The following is a 23750-nucleotide window of genomic DNA, read 5'->3' on the forward strand; positions in this document are numbered from 1 at the left end:
ATGTCCGGTCTCAGCAATGCAGCAAAGCTGAAGTTAATAATTTCAATGACAATCCGAAATACCAAATAGCTAGCAAGGAATAAATCATGGACGATAAATATCTATTCGCGTCAGTGCTAATCAAGATCAACCAGAACCAACTAGCGTTGGGTGCGGCTATGGATGAGCTCACTATCTGGGCTGAGAAGCAAGGTGCGAGCGATGTCGCTGGCCACATAAGAGATGCACTAGAAACGCTGGATCAAAATCAAGAGTTTATCTCGTTGGCTCTTCTCTCTGTGTCAACTGACTTCAAAGGAGAATAGGTATCCCCGCTTTATAGTCCCTTTACCCGAAGCGAAGAGTGACGGAGTGGAGAGACTCGCTTTGCTGTGGCCAATGGTCATGACCATTGGCCAAGCCTGCATTCACCCTGGTCCTACACGTATATACAAGAAGCCGTACAACGGCTACATAATCAGTTGCTTCTGCCTACAACCTGCGGTGCCCCCGACTGACTTCGGGCGAGAGTCACCCCGATTAAGGTTCTCCTATCGCTACTTATCAGCGATCCAATAAGGAGTTAACCCCATGTCGAAGGCTACACCTGCCCCTTCCGAGCCTACGTGCTCAGCCTATGCCACTTTCGATCCAAAAAAACTTCATACCGCCGCCCAAAAAGCGCTGAACCACCATCTCGCTCAAAAAAAAACCAAATCGTGCTTTGCTAACGAACGCACCACCGAGGAACGCGCCATGAAGATGTTCACCGTTGTCCCTGATGCCAACCCCGAAGCCTTGACCATCGAGACCTACGAAACATTCTCGACGGTCAGCATTCTGCTACTCGACCTGGCGGAAAGTCTGGACGACAAGCCGCGGCATCTGGCGATGGCGATTTATCGGATGAGTGAGTTGGGGTTGATGCTGGTGGAGCGGTCGCTGGATAACGAAAAGGCGATCAAGACGACCTGAGCTTGATTATCAGGCGCCTGAGCTGACGTCATCGCGAGCAGGCTCGCTCCTACAGGGGATTTTCAGTGACCACAAAATTTATGGACAGCCGATACCCCTGTGGGAGCGAGCCTGCTCGCGATGGCCATTGCCGATGCATCACAACACTCAGGCAGACGCCGGCATCGGCTGAAAACTGAAGTACTGCGTCAACGCCTCCACCAATTGCCCATACTCCGGCGGTGCCCGTTGCAGGCTGAACCCGGCGTCGTAATGGTGGGGGGTTTCGTCTTCGTGGCACCACAAACAACAGGCCGTCAGGTCAATAACCTGCTGGCAGCCGTCGCTGGCGGGGATTTTCAATCGCAGGTCAAAGTCGACGCCCACCATCATGGGCAACTGACTGATGAGCATCAGCCCGTCGGCGGACACGTTGCCCAAAAAGCCGATGGGTTTGTCGGTGACGCTGTTGAATACTTTCAGAAAATACGGCAGTTGATGCCGCTCGATCCGGCGGTCGGTAAACATGCGCAGTTGGCCCAGCAAGGCCCTTAAGCAGGGCCGCACTAATGCTTCGGAACGTGCCGTTTTTGCTTTTGTTGAAAAGCCTGGCGCGCTCTCCCCGTTCCCGGTGCGTCAGTCCATGAATCCGCTGACGCTTACGGCTGCCGGTCACAGGTATGACCTCGGTCTAGAGACATGGCTCTAAAACCGATCCATTCGACTATAGCTCACCACCGCCGGGCGGCCAGCCTTTGCACGACAACGGCAATCAGAACCGCGTCGGGCGCACGGCGGCCGCGGCGCTGCGAGTCGGGTAATGTCCCAGGCTCTGCAAGGTTTCCAGACGGGCGCGGGCGCGGTAGGCGTATTCGCTTTGCGGGTAGGACGCCATGATGAACTGATAAGTCTGCGCCGCATCGATGAACAGCTTCTGCCGTTCCAGGCACTGGCCACGCATCATCGACACTTCCGGCCACACATAAGGCCGCGCACGGCTGGAGCGTTCGACTTTGGACAATTCGAGCATCACCTGCTCGCAATTGCCGCGATCGTAAGCGCTGTAGGCATTATTCAAATGATGGTTCATAGACCAACGGGCGCAACCCGTCACACTGAGGGCAAGAGCGGCAATGAGCACGAATCGCATGGGGGATCTCCTGTCTTGAGCTCTGTATCGACCCGTGAGCAGAAATCTTCAGGAATGTTCGGTTAAAGAAACAAACGAAAAAGTAGTGCAAACGAACAATGACTACACCCGCTGACCATAGTAGCCTCACTCAGCGCTTGAACTCAGGAGTCTTTGCATGTCCGTCCGTCGTACCAAAATCGTCGCTACCCTTGGCCCGGCCAGTAACTCGCCGGAAGTTCTCGAACAGCTGATTCTGGCTGGCCTGGACGTCGCCCGCCTGAACTTCTCCCACGGCACCCCCGACGAGCACAAGGCTCGCGCGAAGCTGGTGCGTGACCTCGCGGCCAAGCACGGTCGTTTCGTGGCCCTGCTGGGTGACCTGCAAGGCCCGAAAATCCGGATCGCCAAATTCGCCAACAAGAAGATCGAGCTGAAGATCGGTGATCAATTCACCTTCTCCACCAGCCATCCTCTGACCGAAGGCAACCAGCAAGTGGTCGGCATCGACTACCCGGATCTGGTCAAGGATTGCGGCGTGGGCGACGAGCTGCTGCTCGACGACGGCCGCGTGGTGATGCGCGTCGATACCGCCACCGCCACCGAACTGAACTGCACCGTACTGATCGGCGGCCCGCTGTCCGACCATAAAGGCATCAACCGTCGCGGCGGTGGCCTGACGGCGCCGGCCCTGACCGAGAAAGACAAGGCCGACATCAAGCTCGCCGCCGAGATGGAAGTGGACTACCTCGCCGTGTCCTTCCCGCGCGACGCTGCCGACATGGAATACGCCCGTCAACTGCGCGACGAGGCCGGCGGTACGGCCTGGCTGGTGGCGAAGATCGAACGCGCCGAAGCCGTGGCCGACGACGACACCCTCGATGCACTGATCAAAGCCTCCGACGCCGTCATGGTGGCCCGTGGTGACCTCGGTGTGGAAATCGGCGACGCCGAGCTGGTGGGCATTCAGAAGAAGATCATTCTGCACGCACGCCGCCACAACAAGGCTGTGATCGTGGCGACCCAGATGATGGAGTCGATGATCCAGAACCCGATGCCGACCCGCGCCGAAGTGTCCGACGTAGCCAACGCCGTGCTCGACTACACCGACGCCGTGATGCTCTCGGCGGAAAGTGCTGCCGGCCTGTACCCGCTGGAAGCCGTGCAAGCGATGGCGCGCATCTGCATCGGCGCGGAAAAGCATCCGACCAGCAAGACCTCCAGCCACCGCATCGGCAAAGTGTTCGAAAGCTGCGACCAGTCCATCGCCCTGGCGGCCATGTACACCGCCAACCACTTCCCGGGCGTGAAGGCGATCATCGCCCTGACCGAAAGTGGCTACACGCCGTTGATCATGTCGCGCATCCGTTCTTCGGTGCCGATCTACGCGTTCTCCCCGCACCGCGAAACCCAGGCCCGCGCGGCGATGTTCCGTGGCGTCTACACCGTTCCGTTCGACCCGGCATCGCTGCCGCCTGAGCAAGTCAGCCAGGCCGCGATCGACGAGTTGCTCAAGCGCGGCGTTGTCGAGAAAGGCGACTGGGTCATCCTGACCAAGGGCGACAGCTACCACACCATCGGCGGCACCAACGGGATGAAAATCCTGCACGTTGGCGATCCGATGGTCTGAGTGATCAGAACCGCTGAAACAGAAAACCGCCATGTGAATGGCGGTTTTTTTTCGCCTGAAGAACGGCGCCCTGGACAATGACAGACCTGTCTACTGTCAGGTTTGACAGTAGACAGGTCTGGCCCCGTGACCGTCCAATCAAGCCTGGGCCACGAATTCGCCTCCCAACTGGACATGAGGAAAGCGTCTTCATCTTCTGGTCTGCGGCAGCCGGCCTCATCGTACCCACCACGGAGATCGATAAATGAAGACTCAACGCACCGCCGAGGCCGGCATGCTGGACGAAAGTTTTGCGGACAAGGGCATTGCCTGGATTGGTTTTGGCCAATACGCGATGGCCAGAATTGAAAGTATCAAAAGCGTCGGGGAAGGTACTGAAGGCAAAATCTATTTCGCGGGCTGGTACCACGACAACAACATGGCAACGTCTTTGTACTTGTTGGGTCGACTGAATGCCGACGGCTCTGTCGATAAAACGTTTGGCGAAGAAAGTGATGACGGTGTCGTCGTGCGGCGCTTCAAGGGCCTCAGTTCAACCGTAAAGTCGCTGGCGATTCAACCTGACGGCAAAATTCTTTTATTTGGTAGCGCCACCGGCAGTGAGTTTCTTCAGGCACCGGCCTTTGCGCGTTATAGCGCTGATGGAAAGCTTGACCGCAGTTTCGGCGAAAACGGCGACGTGGTTCACAACATTATTGTGCACCCCCCAGCTCGTACCGCTCGCCAGAATGAATTGCAATCAGCCACCGACAGTTCCTCAAACCCCTTCGGCGTAGAAATCCTGCCCGATGGAAAAATACTTGCGTTCAAGCATCATGCGTTTGACGACTGGAATACAGCGGTAGGTCTGATTATTCGACTCGACGATAGAGGATCGCTGGACCTGGATTTTAATCAAATTGGCCATATCGTTGTCTCCCATCCCGACTATTTGTTTAACCACACACAACTCATGAGCATCATGGTGCAGGCCGACGGCAAGTACCTGGGGTGTGGAGCGGTCTGGGATGAACGTGAACCTCACGCTGCCATGTTTGCGCGCTACCACCCGCAGGGTACTCTCGACGACTCGTTCGCAGATTGTGGATTTGCCATTATCAAAGGCCCGGCCGACATGGGCGGATTACGCCTCGAGGCGATGGCTCAACAGCCCAATCAACGTATTTTGGGAATTGGTGCGACCATCACGCCTTCAAACGACAGGGGCCTGTTGCTGAGCATCGAACCCGACGGCTCGCCCAATATTCAGTTCAACCGGGGATTGCCCTTGTTTACCGAGCTGGAGCCCGACGCCTTGACCGCGTGGACAGCGGGCGCCATTCAAGAGGATGGGAGAATTGTGGTGGTGGGAGGCGTCGGGACTGCCAATGGCGAAGTCGATATCGTTGTTGCACGGTTTATCGATGAACAATTTGATCCCGAATTCAATGGCACAGGCTATGTCCGCACCGAGGTGGAGCCTGGGACTGAAGTCGCGACAGGCATGGCGTTGCAGAGCGACGGTAAAATAGTGGTCGCCGCCTACACCGGGAGCAAAAAACTCATCATTTTGCGTTACCTGTCGTAGTGGTCAGCAACGTCAGCCCCGCCATGTGAATGACGGGTTTTTTTGGTGATCGTTCCCACGCTCCGCGTGGGAATGCCTCTACGGACGCTCCGCGTTCGGCTCTTGATGGGACGGGGAGCGTCCCGGGCTGCATGATCGGTGTCAATGCCGTTTGATAAAAGCCGACAATGCCGCCAACGCTTCCGGCGAACGCAACCTTTGGGTGAACAACGCGCCCTCTTCTTCGATCACTGTGCGCAGCTGCTCCCGGTCCGGCGCTTTCATCAATTGCTTGCTGATCCGCACCGCTTCCGGTGGCAATGACTCAAACCGCAACGCCATCTCCCGCGCCTTGGCCAACGCCGCTTCGCCACTGCCCAACGCTTCGGTGGCAATGCCCCACGCCGCAGCCTGCTCACCGCTAAACCCTTCACCCAACAGCAACAGCTCCGCTGCTTTGGCATGCCCGAGCAATCGCGGCAGGATCAGGCTCGAACCAAACTCCGGGCACAACCCGAGGTTCACGAACGGCATGCGCAACCGCGCATCACGGCTGACATACACCAGATCGCAATGCAGCAACAGCGTCGTGCCGATCCCCACCGCCGCGCCCGCCACGGCGGCGATCACCGGTTTGCGGCATTCCAGCAAGTTGAGCATGAAGTGGAACACCGGGCTGTCGAGGTTGCTCGGCGGTTGCTGGATGAAATCGGCGATGTCGTTGCCGGCAGTGAAGCACTCGGCGCTGCCGGTGATCAGCACGGCGTTGATGTCGGGGTCGATGTCGGCCTGTTTCAGCGCGTCGGCCAAGTGGCTGTACATGGCGCGGGTCAGGGCGTTTTTCTTGTCGGGGCGGTTCAGGCGCAGGGTCAGCAGGCCGCGTTCGCGTTCAAGCTGGATGGCATCGGTCATGGCGAGTCTCGCGTCGTTAAACGATCAGCGCTCAACCACGGGGAACAAAGACATCCGCCAGCAGTTGGTTGCGCGGCAGTCCGGCCAGGTACAAACGCCGAGCAAAGGCGTCGACACTGTCGGGGGCTCCGCAGACTAAGGCCAGGGTTTGCCGGGAAACAAGCCGCAGTTGCGCCAACGCCTGCGGCAACTCGGCCGGGGTCCAGCATTCAATGCTGAGGTTTTCACGCACATCGGCCATGGCTTGCAGGGGCTTGGCCAGGTAATGCTCGCTGGCGTCATGGGCGAGGTGAATGACGCGTATGGCGCCTTGGTGATCCTGACGCAACGCTTCGCGTAACACGCCGAACAACGGCCCCAGTCCCGTACCGGCAGCCATCAGCCACAGCGGTCGAGTGCTCCAGTCCGGGTCATATTGCAACGCTCCGCCACGCAGTTCGCCGAGGCGGATCGGGTCGCCGATTTTCAGCTGACGGGCCGCGTCGCTGAATTCACCCCGCTGTCGACAATCGAGGTGGAACTCCAAAAAGCGGTCCTCTTCCGGCAGACTCGCCAAGGAGTAGGGCCGTGCCACGTTGCCCGCCCACAACACCAGATGCTGCCCGGCGCTGTAGCGTAACGGTCGCTCGGTGGTCAGGCGCAACCGCAATACGCTGGCGCTCAACCAATCAACGGCGACGACTTGCGCGGGGCGGCCGTCGACGTGTGGATCGAAGGCATGCACCTGCAAGTCCTCGACCACCTGGCACTGACACGCCAGACGCCAACCTTGCTGACGCTGTTCAGCGCTCAAGGCATCGGGACGGCTGTCGCTGGGCAAGCCTTGAACGCATTGCACCAGGCACGCATGGCAACTGCCGGCGCGACAACTGTAGGGCACGGCCACGCCGTTCTGATTCAGGGCATCGAGCAGGTTGCTGCCCGGGGCCACGGACCAATGGCGCTCGCCGACGCGCAACTCAGGCATCGACGTTCTCCCATGCCGCCGCGCAGCGATTGCGCCCGTCACGCTTGGCGCGGTAAAGCGCCTGGTCGGCGCGCTGCAAGGCGTCGTCGAGATCATCGCCCAACTCCAGCAACGTCATGCCGGCGGACAAACTGAGGTGGGCGACGTTGAGTCCGATCAACTCGACATCGGTAAAGGCGATGCGCAGCCGCTCGCAACAAGAGGTCAGGCGTTCGGCGTTGCAGTCGGGCAGCAACACCACGAACTCCTCGCCACCATAACGGGCCAGCACATCGCCCTCTCGCAGGCAGGCGGTGGCCACGCCGGCAAAGGCTTGCAGCACCTGATCGCCAGCAGCGTGGCCATGAACGTCATTGATGCGTTTGAAGTGGTCGAGGTCGATCAACGCCAGGCCATGCACCACGCCCGCCTCCATCGCGTTCAGCTCGCGAGAAGCCAGGCGCAGGAAATGCCGGCGGTTGAACAGCCCGGTCAGTTCGTCGGTGGCGACCAGGTCTTCGAGCTGGCGCATCATCCCGCGCAGGGTGTCCTGGTGCGCCTGCAAGGCAAACCGTCGTTGGCGCATACGTTGACGCGAGGCCTGGACGTAACGGGCATAAAGCTCCAGCCACACCAACACGATAAACAGCACGCACACCTGCAACGCGGCCAGCGCCGGGTCGTGCAACTGGAAGTGGTAGCCCTCCCATAGCGTGATCGCACTGAAACTGAAAAACACCAACAGGGCACAGCGCACAAACGCACGGCGCGAAAGATGGAACAGCCCGAACAACATGATCAGCAGGTAGAACACCAGGAACGCGCCGCGCGCCTCATCCAGATTGGCAACCAGCCATGTCTGCCACCCCAGGCCCATCAATACTTGTGCTTCGGTCAGGCTCGGGTCGGAAAAGCGCAGGTTGCAGCCGCTGTAAAACACCGCGAACAACGTCCCCTGGGTGATCACCACCAGCGCGCTGCCGATGGCCACGCTGGTCAGCGGCTCATCGTAATGCCCGGTGAAAAACGCCATCCACAGCAAGACCAAAGCCAGGGCGTAGGTGCCGGCTGCGAGGGCGAAGCGTTTGAGCAAAAGCCGTTGGATGGCGTTATGGGTCAATCGTTGACTCACCGTGCGAAAGGAGGCTGATCGAGTGTCCTACTCTACAGACCGAATGCCACTTTAGTGGGGTGTCTGATAAATGACCATTCAATTTTCGGGGCAGAAAACTGGCGTCAAAAGCATGTCCCTGAATGACACAAAACCTGTGGTGAGGGAGCTTGCCTGTGGCGAGGGGATTTATCCCCGTTCGACTGCGAAGCAATCGCCCATCCGACACACGGGGTATACCTGTCTCACCGAGGTGTAGCTATCGGGGGCGGCTTCGCCACCCAACGGGGCGGGGCGACGTTTCGCTAAATCCCCACACCGCAGATAAATCCGCCTGCCGCAAGATTGACTTTCGGCGGGTGTGCCCGGAACCGAGGCGCGGTATACTGCCGCGCCTTTTTAGCGTCGCGCCAGCAGCCCCGGCGTGCCCTGACTCTTCGAGCCAGCTTCAAGTTGCAAGCTCCAAGCAGCAAGCTCAAAGCAGTACACACACTGCCCTTACTTGCCGCTTGTAGCTCAAAGCTTGAAGCTGGCTCGAAGAGCTATTGAATGTTCCCGTCTTTTAGAGGAGCGCGACTCATGACCGTGATCAAGCAAGACGACCTGATTCAGAGCGTTGCCGACGCCCTGCAGTTCATTTCCTATTACCACCCCGTTGACTTCATCCAGGCGATGCACGAGGCCTACCTGCGCGAAGAATCGCCGGCAGCTCGTGATTCGATGGCGCAAATCCTGATCAACTCGCGCATGTGTGCCACCGGCCACCGCCCGATCTGCCAGGACACCGGCATCGTCACCGTCTTCGTCCGCGTGGGCATGGACGTGCGTTGGGATGGCGCCACCATGGGCCTGGACGACATGATCAACGAAGGCGTGCGCCGGGCTTACAACCTGCCGGAAAACGTCCTGCGTGCCTCGATCCTCGCCGACCCGGCGGGCGCTCGTAAAAACACCAAGGACAACACCCCGGCCGTTATCCACTACTCCATCGTTCCGGGTAACACCGTGGAAGTGGACGTGGCAGCCAAGGGCGGCGGCTCCGAGAACAAGTCGAAAATGGCCATGCTCAACCCGTCCGACTCGATCGTCGACTGGGTATTGAAGACCGTTCCGGAAATGGGCGCCGGCTGGTGCCCACCGGGCATGCTCGGCATCGGCATCGGCGGCACCGCCGAGAAAGCCGCGGTCATGGCCAAGGAAGTGTTGATGGAATCCATCGACATTCACGAGCTGAAAAAGCGCGGCCCGTCCAATCGCATCGAAGAGATGCGCCTGGAACTGTTCGAGAAAGTCAACCAACTGGGCATCGGCGCCCAGGGCCTCGGTGGCCTGACCACCGTGCTCGACGTGAAGATCATGGATTACCCGACCCACGCCGCTTCGCTGCCGGTGTGCATGATCCCGAACTGCGCCGCCACCCGTCACGCGCACTTCGTATTGGATGGCTCCGGCCCGGCGACCCTGGAAGCGCCACCGCTGGACGCCTACCCGGAAATCGTCTGGGAAGCCGGCCCGTCGGCCCGTCGCGTCAACCTCGACACCCTGACCCCGGAAGACGTGCAGAGCTGGAAGCCGGGCGAAACCGTCCTGCTCAACGGCAAGATGCTCACCGGTCGCGACGCCGCGCACAAGCGCATGGTCGAGATGCTGAACAAAGGTGAAACCCTGCCGGTCGATCTGAAAGGTCGCTTCATCTACTACGTCGGCCCGGTTGATCCGGTGCGCGAAGAAGTGGTGGGCCCTGCCGGTCCGACCACCGCCACGCGGATGGACAAGTTCACCCGTCAGATCCTCGAGCAAACCGGCCTGTTGGGCATGATCGGCAAATCCGAGCGCGGCCCGACCGCGATCGAAGCGATCAAGGACCACAAAGCCGTGTACCTGATGGCAGTGGGCGGCGCGGCTTATCTGGTGGCGCAAGCCATCAAGAAATCCCGTGTCGTGGCATTCGCCGAACTGGGCATGGAAGCGATCTACGAGTTCGACGTCAAAGACATGCCGGTGACTGTTGCAGTAGACAGCAAGGGCGAGTCGGTACACATCACCGGTCCTGCCATCTGGCAGAAAAAGATCAGTGAAAGCCTGGCGGTCGAAGTGCAATAAGCACTGCGACTTTGCCAAAACGGCCGGCTCGTCTGAATGGACGACCCGGCCGTTTTTTTTGCTTGCGAATAATGCCGATGGCATTAAAAGCGATCCGCTTACAGCTATTTGATCTAGAACCCCCCTCCTGATCTGTCAGATCTGACAGGTTACGCAAGACTCCCATCTTGTTAGCGTCTGATCCATCAAGCGACACCGTTGCCACGGGCGAACGCCAGGCCAAAACAGGATCAGCCCCATGGAAGACCAAGCGTCCCTGAATATCGTCGCACCCGCGATTGCCAAGAGCACTTCGATCGCCAGCATCGGTAATGATTGGGCTAAAGTCGGTTGGACGGGAGGCGCGTCTTTCGCGCTGTCGCTGCCGATTTCAGCGGGACGCGGCTGCGACCCCCAACTCTCGTTGAGTTACAGCAGCCAGTCGGCGAACGGACCGTTCGGCATCGGCTGGCAGTTGAACCTCGGCGCCATCACTCGCCAGACCAGTAAAGGTGTGCCGCGCTATACCGGCGATGATGTGTTCATCAGCCCTCTGGGTGAGCAGTTGATGGCCGAGCGCAACGCCAGCGGTGAGATCGAGGAACGTGAAGTCTCTGAATACCGTGGCCTGTCTGTCGGCAAGCACGCTGTGCTGCGCTATCGGCCACGGGTCGAAAGCACGTTCGATTTGATCGAATTCTGGTATTCCGATTCGAACCCGGAAGGGTTCTGGCTGGTGCACGGAGCTGATGGCAGCCTGCACCTGTTCGGCAAGATCGAAAGTGCGCGCAAGGCAGACCCGCTGGACTCGAAGCGAATTGTTGCCTGGTTGTTGCAGGAGAGCATGAATGCCTGGGGCGAGCATATCCGCTACGAATACCTGAAAGACCAGGCCCCTGGAGAAGAAACCGTCCCGCATGACTACCGCGCACAACGCTACGTCCATCGCGCGTTGTATGGCAACGTTGACGCGTATGACCAGTTGTACGGCTGGGACTTGCCGCAGACACCGACGCCTGCATGGCATTTCCACTTGGTGTTCGACTACGGCGAGCGCACCCGGGAGCTGACTGAAAAACCGGTGTATGACGGCCCGACGCTCAAGCCCTGGCTGACTCGTGAAGACCCCTTTTCGTCCTATCGACAGGGCTTTGAAGTGGGCACTCGCCGCCTTTGCCAGCAAGTGCTGATGTTTCACAGTTTTCCGGAATTGGGCAGCGAACCCGTGCTGGTCCGGCGCTTGCTGCTGGAGTACGCGGCCAACACAACCCCCTGGTCTTACAGCCAGATCGCGGCGGCGCATTATCAGGCGTATGACGCCGACGGCACCGTGGAAAACATGCCCCCGGTGGAGTTCGACTATTCGGCGTTTGAACTCAATAAAGAGCCGGTTGCCTTCTTCCCGTTCGAGAACATGCCGGGCATTGAAGACAGCGGACTCTATCAATGCGTCGACCTGTTCGGCGAAGGCCTGCCGGGCTTTCTGTGTCGCCATGACCAATGCTGGTACTACCGCGAGCCCTTGCGTGCCACCACGGGCCCTGACCACATTGACTACGGCCCGTGGACAGCGCTGACGAAAATCCCGGTGGCCGACCGCAATAAACCTGCGCATCAAGCCCTGATGGACATGACCGGCGACGGGCGTCTGGACTGGATTGTCGCCCAACCCGGCATGTGTGGTTTTTACACGCTGAACCCGGATCGGAGCTGGTCAACCTTCATCCCCTATTCGGCCTTCCCGGTGGAGTTTTTCAACACCCTTTCGCAGCTGTGCGATTTGACCGGCGACGGGCTCAGCTCGCTGGCGCTGATCGGCCCTGACGCCGTGCGCTTCTACGCCAATCAGCGTGAAGACGGTTTTGCCAGGGCCGAAGATGTCCTGCATGACCCCGACCGTTTGCCCATCTTCAGCAACTCAAGCAGCGAACTGGTGCTGTTGAGCAATCTGCTGGGCAGCGACATGACCGAGTTGTGCCGCATTCGGCACAACGAAATCAAATGCTGGCCAAATCTGGGGCACGGACAATTCGGCAGCGGTTTTGTCATCAGCGGCCCTAGTTTCGAGTACGCCGCGTTCGACGCCGCGCGGGTGCGAATCGCCGATCTGAATGGCTCCGGTGCCCCGGCGCTCATTTATCTGAATTCCGCTGGCTTTGACATTTACCTCAACCACGGCGGCAATGGTTTTGCACAAACGCCCATCACGGTCCCCTGGCCCGAGGGCGTGCGTTACGACAACCTGTGTCAGGTCACCTTCGCCGACCTGCAAGGACTCGGCTGCGCCAGCCTGATCCTGACCGTGCCGCACATGAAGCCCCGACACTGGCGCTACGACTTTGTCGGCGCCAAGCCCTACTTGATGATCGCCAGCAACAACAACATGGGGTGCAGCACGCAGGTGGTGCATCGAAGTTCTGCGCAGTTCTGGCTGGACGAAAAACAGCAGCTTCTCCAGCTTGAGCGCCCTCCCGTCTGTTACCTGCCTTTTGCTGTGCAGGTCGTGAGTCAACAAACCCAGCGGGATGAAATCACCGGTAATTGCCTGAATCAGTTTTTCCGGTATTTCGAGGCCTGGTATGACCATCAGGACCGGGAGTTCCGTGGCTTCGGAAGGCTGGACCAAACCGACAGCGAAACCGGTTCGGACGAAGACGAAAGCTTCACCGCCCCGGCATTGGTCCGCACCTGGTTTCATACCGGCATGCAGATCAATATGCCTCGCGACGGTTATTTCAATCGAGATGATCAGGCACATCCGTTGGGTGACATGCTGTTTTGTCGGTATCACCCGGGCGACGAGTACGAAGAACTCATGACGCCCGGGGATGAAGCCACCGTTCACGAAATCGCCCGCAGCCTGTCGGGTGTCGTACTCAGGGTGGAAACCTATGCGGCGACCGACCAGCTCCCGGAGACGCCTTTTCTGGCGGTCCAGAATCGATACATCGTCCGTAACGTGCGTGAGCGTGGCGACCACTACCCCGACACGGTGTTGATGACGTCGCTGCTGGAAGAAATCCACTATCACTATGAGCGTTTCGTCGAAGACCCCCTGTGCCGCCATGTCATCAACTTGAGCCGGGACGAGTTTGGGCTCACCACTCACAGCATCACGGTCAGCTACGCACGGCGCCTGACAGAGCAAGACGAACCGCCATTTACCGATATCGATGAACGGCAATGGTGGAAGGACGCCCATGATCCGGCGCAGCAGTCCTACTACTTGAGCGAAACCCGCGCCGGGTTTATTCACCAGGTCGATCCGCAAGGCTGGAGGCTCGGCCTGCCCTATCGGCAACGGGGCAACGCCTTGGTATTGCCCAAGAAGCCAGCCGCTGAAGGGCTTGATCCCAGCGTGATTTCTTATGAGCAGTTCCTCGAGCTGTTCGACTCTCCCGAATGGGCGGCCCGGCGGGAATTGACGTCACAATCGGTGCAGCGCTACGTCTCTACAGCGAATGAAACATTGCCGGAGGGCACGGCCGGGTTCGAAGCCCTGACGGGGCCGATGGAAATCGCACAACTGAACAAGGCAGCGCTGGAGGTCTACGGCGATGTGCCAGATCCGTCGTTCGATATCCGGGCAGAACTGGAGCGTATCGGTTATCTGTGCATGAAGCTGTTTCTGGGCACGGACGCAGAGGCCGACGAAGAAGAGGATCAACAGAGAAATCTTTGGTCCGCCCTCCACAACTTTGCCCGATATGCAGACCTCGATCACTTCTACAAGGTCGAGGGGGTCAACGAAACGCTAAGCCACGGCATCACCAAGGTTCAATACGACAGTTACTGCCTGCTGATCAACCGCTTCGAGCTGCCGGATGGCTGCACCACTCTCGCCGAGCATGACTATCACGCGTTGACAACGTTGCGCACCACCGATGCCAACGACAACGTTGAAGAAGTCCTCAACGATCCGTCCGGTCCGCACACGGTCACCTTCTATGGAACAGAAAACGCTGTGCGTGCCGGCTTTGACGCCATCGCCGACTATGTCCGGCCCGTTGACGCCAGCCCGGTCACAGCCATCGAATCCCCCGAGGACGCGCTACAAAAAGCCGCCAGTACCTTTCGCAAAGACTTGCTCAGCTGGATGGGTCAGCTCACCCATCCCGTCGAGCAGACACCCGACTGGCTGGCTGAGGGGATCGCCAAAGGTTACGTGTTGCCAAGCCTGCACATCCGCGCCAGTGCGCGCCTGCTCCTGAGCCGGCTCAAGTCCCGGACAACGGCGGAGCAGGCACTGTGGGACCTGCTGCTCAGCGTCCCGCGCATTCCGCTGCACAGCGTCGTCATTTCCGCTGACCGGTACCCGGATGATGACCAACCCGCGAACTTCCAGATCATCCTGTCGTTGATCGACGGTTTCGGACGCCCCCTGCAAACCCAGCAACGGGTTGAGCCCGGTGATGCCTATGTCGTGGAAAACGGCAAACTGGTGATCGAAGACGGCAAGCCCAAGGTGGCACACGCCGACCAGCGCTGGCGCATCAGCGCACGTGTTGAATACAACAACAAGGGACTGCCGGTACGCACCTATCGCCCCTATTTCGCCAACGCTTACGGCTACATTGATGACGATTGCTTCAAGGAATATGGCCATCACGATAAAAGTTTCTACGATGTGCTGGGTCGTCTGATCAAGGTCATCAACGCCAAGGACGATGTCGCCTACACCCTCCTCCACCCCTGGTACAAAACTGTCCTGGACTTTAATGACACCTACAGTGAGCCTGCTTCGAAAGCGAGCAAGGTGGACATGCAATGAGCAACGCCGCCCACTGGAACACCGCCGCAATAGAGTCAAATGATGCGCGTGGATTGGCAGCGCGCCATATCGCCTACCTGCGCAAGACGCCCGAGGACGCGCTTGAACCGCTGATCACCCGGCAACGCCATGACGTTATCGGCCACCTGGTGGAGCAACGGGACCCGCGCCTGGCCGATGCGCTCAAGCCCAACCTGGCCACGGTTTATGGACTTGCCGGGCAACCCGTCTTGGTCGACAGCGTTGACGCCGGCTGGCGGATCAGCCTGCCGGGGCTGGCCGGAGAAATCCTCCAGCGCTGGGACGCACGCGGCAGCCATTGGCGCACCGTGTACGACGAGCAGTTGCGCCCCGTTGCCATCGATGAAAACGACCAACCGAACGTCGAAATCTTCAGCTACGCCGATGCCAGCGCCGATAAAGCTTTTAACCTCTGCGGCCAGTTGATCAGCCAGGTCGACCCCTCGGGCACCGTGGAATGGCTCAGCTTCGGCCTGCAGGGCCAAGCGCTGAATGACAGCCGGACGATCACCGGTGCCGGCACGTTCCCAAGCCACCGGACCTACAGCCCGCTCGGTGCGCTGCTGACCCAGACCGATGCCGGCGATCACCGACAACGGATGGTTTACGACCGCGCCGGACAACTGCAACAGGTGCAGTTGCGGCTAACTCCCGCCGAGGCCTGGCAGTCTGTGCTGGAAGACGCGCGCTACAACGCCGCCGGCCAGATCATCGAGCAGCATGCCGGCAACAAGGTGCTCAGCATCTGGGCTTACGATGACGCCGATGGCCGTCTCACCACGTTGAAGGCGGGTGTGCCCGGACAGGGCCTGCTCCAGCATTTTCAGTACGCCTATGACCGTGTCGGTAACGTGCTGCGCATCGACGATCTCACCTTCAAACCGGTGTACTTCGCCAATCAGCTCATCGACGGCCACCGCGGATTCATCTACGACACGTTGGAACGATTGATTTGCGCCAACGGCCGTGACACCGCCCCGAGCACCGGCCTGCCTGGCCGCCCTTCGCCGACCGATCCCGACCACCTCCTCAACTACACACAGAAATACGAGTACGACGAAGGCAACAATCTGATCAAACAGGTCCATGAACGTGCCGTGGGCAATTACACCCAACAGATGCGCATCGACCCGACCAGCAACCGCGGGGTGCGCTGGAAACCGGGTGACCCCGAGCCGGTGTTCGACACCCTGTTCGACGCCCACGGCAACCAACACGCCTCGGCCCCCGGAAGGCCCCTGGACTGGAACAGCCGCGATGAACTGGCCCGGGCGGTGTTGGTTGAACGTGACGACGGCCGCCACGATACCGAAGTCTTTCGCTACAGCCAGGGCGTGCGGGTGTTCAAGCGCCATGAATGGCAAGCCGCGACGTTCACCCACTTTCATCAAGTGCTGTACTTGCCGGGGCTGGAAATCCGCACCCGCGACAATGGCGAAACGCTGCACGTCATCACCGTGCCGGGGGGCCGTGGCAGCGTGCGTTGCCTGCATTGGGTCAGCAACAAACCGGACGGCATCGAACAGGATCAGTTGCGCTACACCCTCGACGACGAGTTGGGTTCATGCCTCATGGAACTGGACCAGGCCGCCCGGCTGATCAGCCACGAAGGCTATTACCCGTTCGGCGGCACGGCCTGGCTGGCGGCGGCGTCCCTGCTGGAAGTCGGCTACAAAACCCTCCGTTATTCGGGCAAGGAAATGGATGAATGCGGGCTTTATTACTACGGCGCTCGATACTACGCGCCATGGTTGCAGCGTTGGGTGAGTGCCGATCCGGCGGGGGAAGTGGATGGGCTGAATCTCTACAGATTTGTAAGGAATAATCCGTTGCGCTATGTCGATAACGACGGCGAGGCAAGCGGCGAAGCGGTCATTCGCAACTATTCAAATTTCATTTCTGTCCTGGTCGCTTACGCCACTCAAACGCTCGAGCAAATCGACAACATAATCAATGAAACCAACATCGAAAAAGACCTGCTGAAAAACCTGGCCGGGGAATCGATAAATGCAGTCATCGGCTTTGCAGGCGGGTATTACGGGGCTGGAGAGGTCGGCATCGTGTTGCCGGACAAGCCACACATTGCATTCCTCACCAAGCAAAGCAAACCGCCTTTTTCAGAAGGTCTGACCGGTGGCAATCTGGGCGGTGAGCTGGCTGGCTCAGCGGGTGGGGCTATTTTGCCGACCTCCGGCCTGATCAGGCCTCTCATCCCGCAGACATCCACGATGTCCATCAAGGAAATTGATCGTCAAGTCGGCGTCCATGTGGCGGATGATTCGTATGACTGGCTGGGAAGCGGTATCAGTATTGCCCTGAACAATGTCATCGGCTCGGTGGTACCCGGGGTCAGCGCGTTCCTCGCCATGGGGTCCAGGGTTCAGGAAGCTGAAGACATCAAAAACCGACTGGACCCCGTCAAGATCAACAAAATAGAGCGGATGCTGGATGAGTGGGAAAGCGTCGACAATGAACGCTTCGCTCAATTCGAAAAAGCGTTTGACGCGGCGGGCGTCGATACTATCTACCCGCAGCGTACAACCCTCAATGTCAGTGGCTCGGCCCCTGAAGCCATACACCGTATCGATGTGCAACGCGCTCATCACAAGACACAAGATCTTATTCGCCGAAGCAAAGCGGGTATGGCGCGATACAGGGAAATGGGCACGACAGACAACCAATTCCTGGCAAGGCAAGCACGCACTGCGAGTCGTCACCATGCGCCGGCCTGAGCGACCAGCAACACGTTGCGCGCCGCCCTATGACATTGAAATCGGGAGCTGCTGCCCGTGAACACCGCTATCCATAGGGGCACCGCCAATCTTCAAGCCACTGATGCTAGAAGCCTGCCGATTCGCCAGGTGGCTTATCTGCGCAAGAACGCCGGTGACGTCGCGCAATCACTCATCTCGCGGGGCGTTCATAACCTCGCCGGCCACCTGATCGAGCAATGGGATCCGCGGCTCTCCATCCAGTCTTTAAGCAACGTCCATCGCCTCTCCGGCGACGCCATCCAGACTCACAGCGTGGACGCCGGCAAACGCTTGATCCTGCCGGGGCTGGCGGGCGAAGAACTCCGGCGCTGGGACGCACGCGGCAATCATTGGCGCACCCGGTACGACGATCAATTGCGCGCCGTTGCCATCGACGAAAACGACCAGGAGAATGTCGAAACCTTCACCTATGCCGACCCATCGGCCAATCCCGCCTTCAACTTGCGTGGTCAGATGATCAAGCAAGTCGATCAATCAGGCACACTCGAACCGGGAAGTTTCAGCCTCCAGGGATCGCCGCTGAGTGAAAGCCGAACGATTGCGGGTGCCGGCATTTTCAGTAGCAATCGGCGCTACAGCCCTCTGGGCGACCTGCTGATTCAAACCGACTCGGGAGGCCATCGGCAGCGCTTGCACTACGACATCGCCGGGCAGCTCAAGCAGGTTGTTCTGCAACTCAGCGCCGGCGAATCGCAAACCGTCCTGCAGGATGCGCAGTACAACGCCGCCGGCCAGATCTTGATGCAAACGGCCGGTAATGGTGTGATCAGCCGATGGACCTATTGCCCGGCCGACGGGCGCCTCACCACCCTCAAGTCGGGTAAACCCGACGAAGCCTTGCAGCAAAATCTCCACTATTTCTACGACCGGATGGACAACATCCTGCGTATCGAAGACCACACCCTCGCCCCGGTGTACTTCGCCAACCAGCGCGTCGATGGCCATCGGGAGTTTATCTACGACTCGTTGTACCGAGTGACCTGCACCCGGGGTTTCGAGGGCGAAGTCCCTAATCTGGAGTCCGGTTTGCCGGAGCTGATCAAGCCGGTCGACCCCGGTCGCCGCTATGGCTACGTCGAAGACTTCACCTACGACGATGGCAACAATCTGATCGAACTGCGCCATCAGCGTGAGGGTAATAATTTCACCCTGCGCATGCGCATCGACCCTGAGAGCAACCGTGGCGTGCGCTGGAAAACAGGTGACCCGGAGCCGGATTTCAAGACCCTGTTTGACCCGCATGGCAATCAGTCATCTCTGCAAGACGGCGCGCAAGCCCTGATCTGGAACGCCTGGGATCAATTGGAGAAAGTGACCTTGCTCACCCACAGCAACGGCCTGGCGGATGATGGGGAAAGCTACCTCTACAGCCAGGGTGAAAGGGTTTGCAAACGCCACGTCACCCACACCCGGTCAATGACCCACAGCCGCGAGGTCCTTTACCTGCCAGGGCTGGACATTCACACCCGCGACGACGGTCGGGTGTTGCACGTCATTACCCTGCCACTGGCCTTCGGCAGCGTTCGATGCCTGCACTGGGCCAGCGGGGGGCCGGGAGATCTGGAACCTGATCAGCTGCGTTACAGCCTCGACGACCATCTGGGCTCCTGCACGCTGGAACTGGATCGCCATGGCGCCTTGATCAGTCTTGAGTTCTATTACGCGTTTGGCGGCACGGCGTGGTGGGCCGCCCGTTCAGAGGTGGAAGCCGATTACAAAACCATTCGGTACTCCGGCAAGGAAATGGATTGCAGCGGACTTTATTACTATGGCGCCCGGTATTACGCGCCGTGGTTGTGGCGCTGGATCAGTCCCGACCCGGCAGGCGATGTGGACGGGCTGAATCTGTATGCGATGGTGAACAACAACCCGATTGTCTTTACCGATTCCGATGGCCGTATGCGGGAAACCCCGGAGGAACGGGCCGTTAGAAAAACCAGGAGCGAGGAGAGACAAAGAGCGAGGGCCGCCCGATCCGCTTTGAATCAGGCGGCTTACAAACACACCCAGATCGTAAAACTCTCGGCACATAGAGCCCGGGACGCACAACGTCAGATTCTCAACCACGGTTCGGCAGCGGCCCTGGGTTCCTCTACCGCGATCAGAGTCGGGACACATGTTGCAGGCCAGGTTTTTTCCTATGGGGTTGGAATCGGGATCGGGATCGGGACGGCGGCGTTAGGGGTCGCCGCAGGGCCGGTGGGCGTTGCAGCAGGTCTGGCGACAGGCATTGCGGCAAAAAAAGCGGTGAGTTTCGGTGTCGACTGGGCATCGGAGCGAGCAGGTCTGAGTACCTCGGTCAAACTGAAATCAGGGAAGCTGGACCCTCAGCGAATTATCAGCAAAGGTGAATACAAGACCATGGACCTGGTTCCCTATGCCAGCGGCAAACTCAAAGGCGTCGTGAAAGGCGTCATGGATATGAACAGAAAAGGCCTGTTAAAAGGCGGCAAGGAAGGTGGGAGCCTGGCCGTTTCCGTAGGTCTGAAAGTGGCGGGTGCGCCGATGGCCAGTGAAATGAGTGGCGGACTGTCGGTGCTCCTGGGGTTACCTGAGATCTTTCATGAGGTCATGGGGGCGGCAGGGGAACTGACGCCCGAGAAGATTGCAAAGCTGGACGCGAACATCAATGGTCTGATTGGCGTATTGCAAGACAGTATGAACAACGTTGCAGCAATGTTCGCAGCCCACGGCGTCGAGGCGATCAATACATTCAGCTACATTCCGAGCAAATTTCACAAGGCGTCCGGCGATACGGTTGAGAGCCTGACCCGGATGACCGACAGCGCCATCAATGAACTGCGCAATACCCAGAAACTACTGCACGCGCAGCCGTCCAGAGTCGCCCCTCAATGAGCGGCCACTGTGGCAAAAGCCAGGAAACCGGGCGGCATGCTATGGTGCGCGCCCGTACCTCTTCCTGTTTCCTACCGCATGCTGCCGACTTCTCGCACGTTACGCCTGACGCTGTACACCTTGCTGATCGTTGCCGGTGCCGCACTGGCGGCCGGAATTGCCCTGCGTCACACCGAACGCCAAGCGCTGGTCGAGGACGCTGCGCGGGCCAATCAGCAACTGGCGCTCTACGCCAATTCCCTGCACACCCTGATTGATCGCTACCGCGCCCTGCCCGCCGTGCTGGCGCTGGACCCGGAGTTGCGCGCCGCGCTCAACGGTCAGGTCACGGCGGAACAACAGGACGCGTTGAACCGCAAACTGGAAAAAATCAACGGCGCCGCGCAGTCCTCGACCCTGGAACTGCTCGACCGCACCGGCCTCGCCGTGGCGGCCAGCAATTGGCGCTTGCCCAGCAGTTACGTCGGCCACAACTATGGTTTTCGCCCCTACTTCAGCCAGACCCGCACCCAGGGCACCGGGCGCTTTTACGCGGTGGGGGTGACCAGCGGCATTCCGGGCTATTTCCTGTCCAGCGCGGTCACCAGCGACAGCGGCGAGTTCCTCGGCGCGATGGTGGTGAAGCTTGAGTTTCCGGAACTGGAGCGCGAATGGCGTCAGGGCAGCGACACGCTGCTGGTCAGCGACGCACGCGGCATTATCTTCATCGCCAATCAGCCGGGCTGGCGCTACCGCTCGTTGAAACCCTTGAGCGACAGCGATCACGCTGAGCTCAAGGCCACCCGCCAATACGACAAACAACCGCTGACCCCGCTGGACTACCAATCGCTGCAGCGCTTTGACGACAACAGCGATCTGGCGCGGGTCGTCGGTCCTGATGGCACGGCCAATTACCTCTGGGAATCACTGCCGCTGAGCACGGAAGGCTGGACCCTGCACCTGCTGCGCCGCCCGCACGTCGCCTTCGAAGACAGCCGCAATGCCGCACTCGCCGCTGCCGGGCTGTGGCTGGCGCTGGTGTTTCTGTTGCTGTTCCTCAACCAGCGCTGGCGCCTGGCGAAAATGCGCCAGCGCAGCCGTGAAGAACTCGAACAATTGGTCGAAGAGCGCACCCGCGACCTGCGCACGGCTCAGGACGGTCTGGTGCAATCGGCCAAACTCGCGGCCCTCGGCCAGATGTCCGCCGCCCTCGCCCATGAAATCAATCAGCCACTGACCGCCCAGCGCATGCAACTGGCGACCTTGCGTCTGCTGCTCGATCACGGTCGGGTCGACGATGCCTACAAGGCGTTGAAACCGGTGGACGACATGCTGACGCGCATGGCCGCCCTCACCGGCCACCTGAAAACCTTCGCCCGCAAAAGCCCCAGCGGCTTGCGCGAACGTCTGGACCTGGCGGCGGTGGTGGACCAATCGCTGCAATTGCTCGACGCGCGCCTGCGTGATGAGCAGGTCAGCACCGTGCAGCACCTGACGCGTCCGGCGTGGGTGCGCGGTGATGCGATTCGTCTGGAACAGGTGTTGATCAATCTGCTGCGCAATGCGCTAGATGCGATGCAGGACAAACCCTGCAAACGCCTGGAAATCCGCCTCGAAGCCGACGAGCAACTCTGGCGCCTGACCGTCACCGACAATGGCGGCGGCATCGCCGAAGAGCATCTGCCGAACGTGTTCGATCCGTTCTTCACCACCAAACCGGTGGGTGATGGCCTGGGTCTTGGCTTGGCGGTATCGTTTGCCATCGTGCACGAATCGGGCGGTCGCCTGAGCGCCGACAATCATGCCAACGGCGCCGTGTTCACCGTGACTTTACCCATCGACCTGGAGGCCCACAGTCCATGCTGAATTCCGTGATGGTGGTCGACGACGAAAGCAGCATTCGCAGCGCCGTCGAGCAATGGCTGAGCCTGTCGGGTTTCGAGGTGCAACTGTTCAGCCGCGCCGATGAGTGCCTGGCGCAATTGCCGGGGCACTTCCCGGGCGTGATCCTCAGCGACGTGCGCATGCCCGGCATGACCGGCCTTGAGTTGCTGGCCGAGGTTCAGCGTCGTGATGCCGACTTGCCGGTGATTCTGCTGACCGGCCATGGCGATGTGCCGATGGCGGTCGAAGCCATGCGCGATGGCGCCTACGACTTTCTGGAAAAACCCTTTAGCCCGGAAACCCTGCTGAGCAGCTTGCGCAGGGCGCTGGACAAGCGCCGGCTGGTGCTGGAAAACCGCGCCTTGCATGAGTTGGCGGACAACCGCGCCAAACTCGACGCGACGCTGCTGGGCGTGTCCCGTGGTTTGCAGACGTTGCGCCGACAGGTGCTGGATCTGGCGACGCTGCCGGTCAACGTATTGATTCGTGGTGAAACCGGCAGCGGCAAAGAGTTGGTCGCCCGCTGCCTGCACGACTTCGGGCCGCGCGCGGACAAACCGTTCGTGGCGCTCAATTGCGCGGCGATTCCCGAGCAGCTGTTCGAGGCGGAATTGTTCGGCCATGAGAGCGGCGCGTTCACCGGCGCCTCGGGTAAACGTATCGGCAAGCTTGAATACGCCGATGGCGGCACGCTGTTTCTCGATGAAATCGAAAGCATGCCCCTCGCCCAGCAGGTGAAATTGCTGCGGGTGTTGCAGGAGCAGAAGCTTGAGCGGTTGGGGTCGAATCAGAGCATTCGCGTGGATTTGCGGATCATCGCCGCGACCAAGCCTGATCTGCTGGACGAGGCACGGGCCGGGCGTTTTCGCGAGGACCTGGCGTATCGCTTGAACGTCGCTGAGTTGCGCCTGCCGCCCTTGCGCGAGCGACGTGAAGACATTCCGTTGTTGTTCGAATCGTTTGCGCAGAAGGCCGCCGAACGTTTGGGCCGCACGTTTCCACCGTTGAGCGGCCCGCAGTTGAGCCATCTGCTGAGCCACGACTGGCCGGGCAATGTGCGCGAATTGGCAAACGTGGCCGAACGTCAGGTGCTGGGGCTGGGCGAGCCGGAACCGGTCGGCATCGATCCCGGCCAGTCGCTGGCGGCGCAGGCCGAAGCGTTCGAAGCGCATTGCC

Annotated in this window: 15 protein-coding genes; 10 read left to right on the top strand and 5 right to left on the bottom strand. The window is 59.7% G+C overall.

The features are described from left to right. Positions 1–86 precede the first annotated feature (86 nt). Both AC1ROI_RS08040 and AC1ROI_RS08045 read left to right on the top strand, forming a co-directional pair. On the top strand, positions 87–305 hold the full coding sequence (locus AC1ROI_RS08040) for a hypothetical protein (protein ID WP_010457552.1): 219 nt from the start codon (positions 87–89) through the stop codon (positions 303–305). A gap of 265 nt (positions 306–570) precedes the next feature. Beyond that, positions 571–954: a DUF6124 family protein gene (locus tag AC1ROI_RS08045; protein ID WP_010457553.1), complete on the top strand. Its 384-nt coding sequence runs from the start codon at positions 571–573 to the stop codon at positions 952–954. Between the two features lie 147 nt (positions 955–1101). On the opposite strand, the gene AC1ROI_RS08050 is transcribed toward AC1ROI_RS08045, so the two are convergent. Both AC1ROI_RS08050 and AC1ROI_RS08055 read right to left on the bottom strand, forming a co-directional pair. After that, positions 1102–1461, bottom strand: coding sequence for a PilZ domain-containing protein (locus AC1ROI_RS08050; RefSeq protein ID WP_010457554.1), 360 nt, complete (start codon positions 1459–1461; stop codon positions 1102–1104). Positions 1462–1705: 244 nt separating this feature from the next. Beyond that, on the bottom strand, positions 1706–2083 hold the full coding sequence (locus AC1ROI_RS08055) for a tetratricopeptide repeat protein (protein WP_010457555.1): 378 nt from the start codon (positions 2081–2083) through the stop codon (positions 1706–1708). Positions 2084–2240: 157 nt separating this feature from the next. Between AC1ROI_RS08055 and pyk the strand changes: the two genes are divergently transcribed. Both pyk and AC1ROI_RS08065 read left to right on the top strand, forming a co-directional pair. Continuing rightward, entirely contained in the window at positions 2241–3692 is a 1452-nt protein-coding gene (gene pyk, locus AC1ROI_RS08060) for a pyruvate kinase (RefSeq protein ID WP_010457556.1), read from the top strand. A gap of 244 nt (positions 3693–3936) precedes the next feature. Next, positions 3937–5259: a hypothetical protein gene (locus tag AC1ROI_RS08065; protein ID WP_102594725.1), complete on the top strand. Its 1323-nt coding sequence runs from the start codon at positions 3937–3939 to the stop codon at positions 5257–5259. 141 nt (positions 5260–5400) lie between these two features. Here AC1ROI_RS08065 and AC1ROI_RS08070 read toward each other — a convergent pair whose 3' ends face one another. Genes AC1ROI_RS08070 through AC1ROI_RS08080 form a run of 3 tightly spaced genes read right to left on the bottom strand, consistent with a single transcriptional unit; the run spans position 5401 to position 8216 of the window. Then, positions 5401–6150 carry an enoyl-CoA hydratase-related protein gene (locus tag AC1ROI_RS08070; RefSeq protein ID WP_102594724.1) on the bottom strand — a complete coding sequence of 250 codons (750 nt, stop codon included), beginning with the start codon at positions 6148–6150 and terminating at the stop codon, positions 5401–5403. Between the two features lie 31 nt (positions 6151–6181). Next, positions 6182–7117 carry an iron-sulfur-binding ferredoxin reductase gene (locus AC1ROI_RS08075; RefSeq protein ID WP_102594723.1) on the bottom strand — a complete coding sequence of 312 codons (936 nt, stop codon included), beginning with the start codon at positions 7115–7117 and terminating at the stop codon, positions 6182–6184. Beyond that, a complete protein-coding gene (locus AC1ROI_RS08080; protein WP_010457559.1) occupies positions 7110–8216 on the bottom strand; it encodes a GGDEF domain-containing protein in 1107 nt (368 codons plus the stop codon). Before AC1ROI_RS08080 ends, AC1ROI_RS08075 begins: the two co-directional genes overlap by 8 nt. Before the next feature lie 570 nt (positions 8217–8786). On the opposite strand from AC1ROI_RS08080, the gene AC1ROI_RS08085 reads away from it, so the two are divergent. The 6 genes from AC1ROI_RS08085 to AC1ROI_RS08110 form a co-directional block, all read left to right on the top strand. After that, a complete protein-coding gene (locus AC1ROI_RS08085) occupies positions 8787–10310 on the top strand; it encodes a fumarate hydratase (RefSeq protein WP_010457560.1) in 1524 nt (507 codons plus the stop codon). Between the two features lie 238 nt (positions 10311–10548). Next, a complete protein-coding gene (locus AC1ROI_RS08090; RefSeq protein WP_102594722.1) occupies positions 10549–15060 on the top strand; it encodes a SpvB/TcaC N-terminal domain-containing protein in 4512 nt (1503 codons plus the stop codon). After that, entirely contained in the window at positions 15057–17813 is a 2757-nt protein-coding gene (locus tag AC1ROI_RS08095) for an RHS repeat-associated core domain-containing protein (RefSeq protein ID WP_102594721.1), read from the top strand. The genes AC1ROI_RS08090 and AC1ROI_RS08095 overlap by 4 nt, the downstream gene beginning before the upstream one ends. A gap of 57 nt (positions 17814–17870) precedes the next feature. Beyond that, positions 17871–20711, top strand: a complete 2841-nt coding sequence (locus tag AC1ROI_RS08100; RefSeq protein WP_102594720.1) for an RHS repeat-associated core domain-containing protein — start codon at positions 17871–17873, stop codon at positions 20709–20711. Between the two features lie 78 nt (positions 20712–20789). Beyond that, positions 20790–22556, top strand: coding sequence for a sensor histidine kinase (locus AC1ROI_RS08105; RefSeq protein WP_102594719.1), 1767 nt, complete (start codon positions 20790–20792; stop codon positions 22554–22556). Next, positions 22550–23750: sigma-54-dependent transcriptional regulator (locus AC1ROI_RS08110; RefSeq protein ID WP_492573976.1), on the top strand; the 1201-nt coding region annotated here is incomplete at its 3' end. The genes AC1ROI_RS08105 and AC1ROI_RS08110, both read left to right, overlap by 7 nt.

The organism is Pseudomonas sp. GW823-FHT02C02, assembly GCF_058797635.1.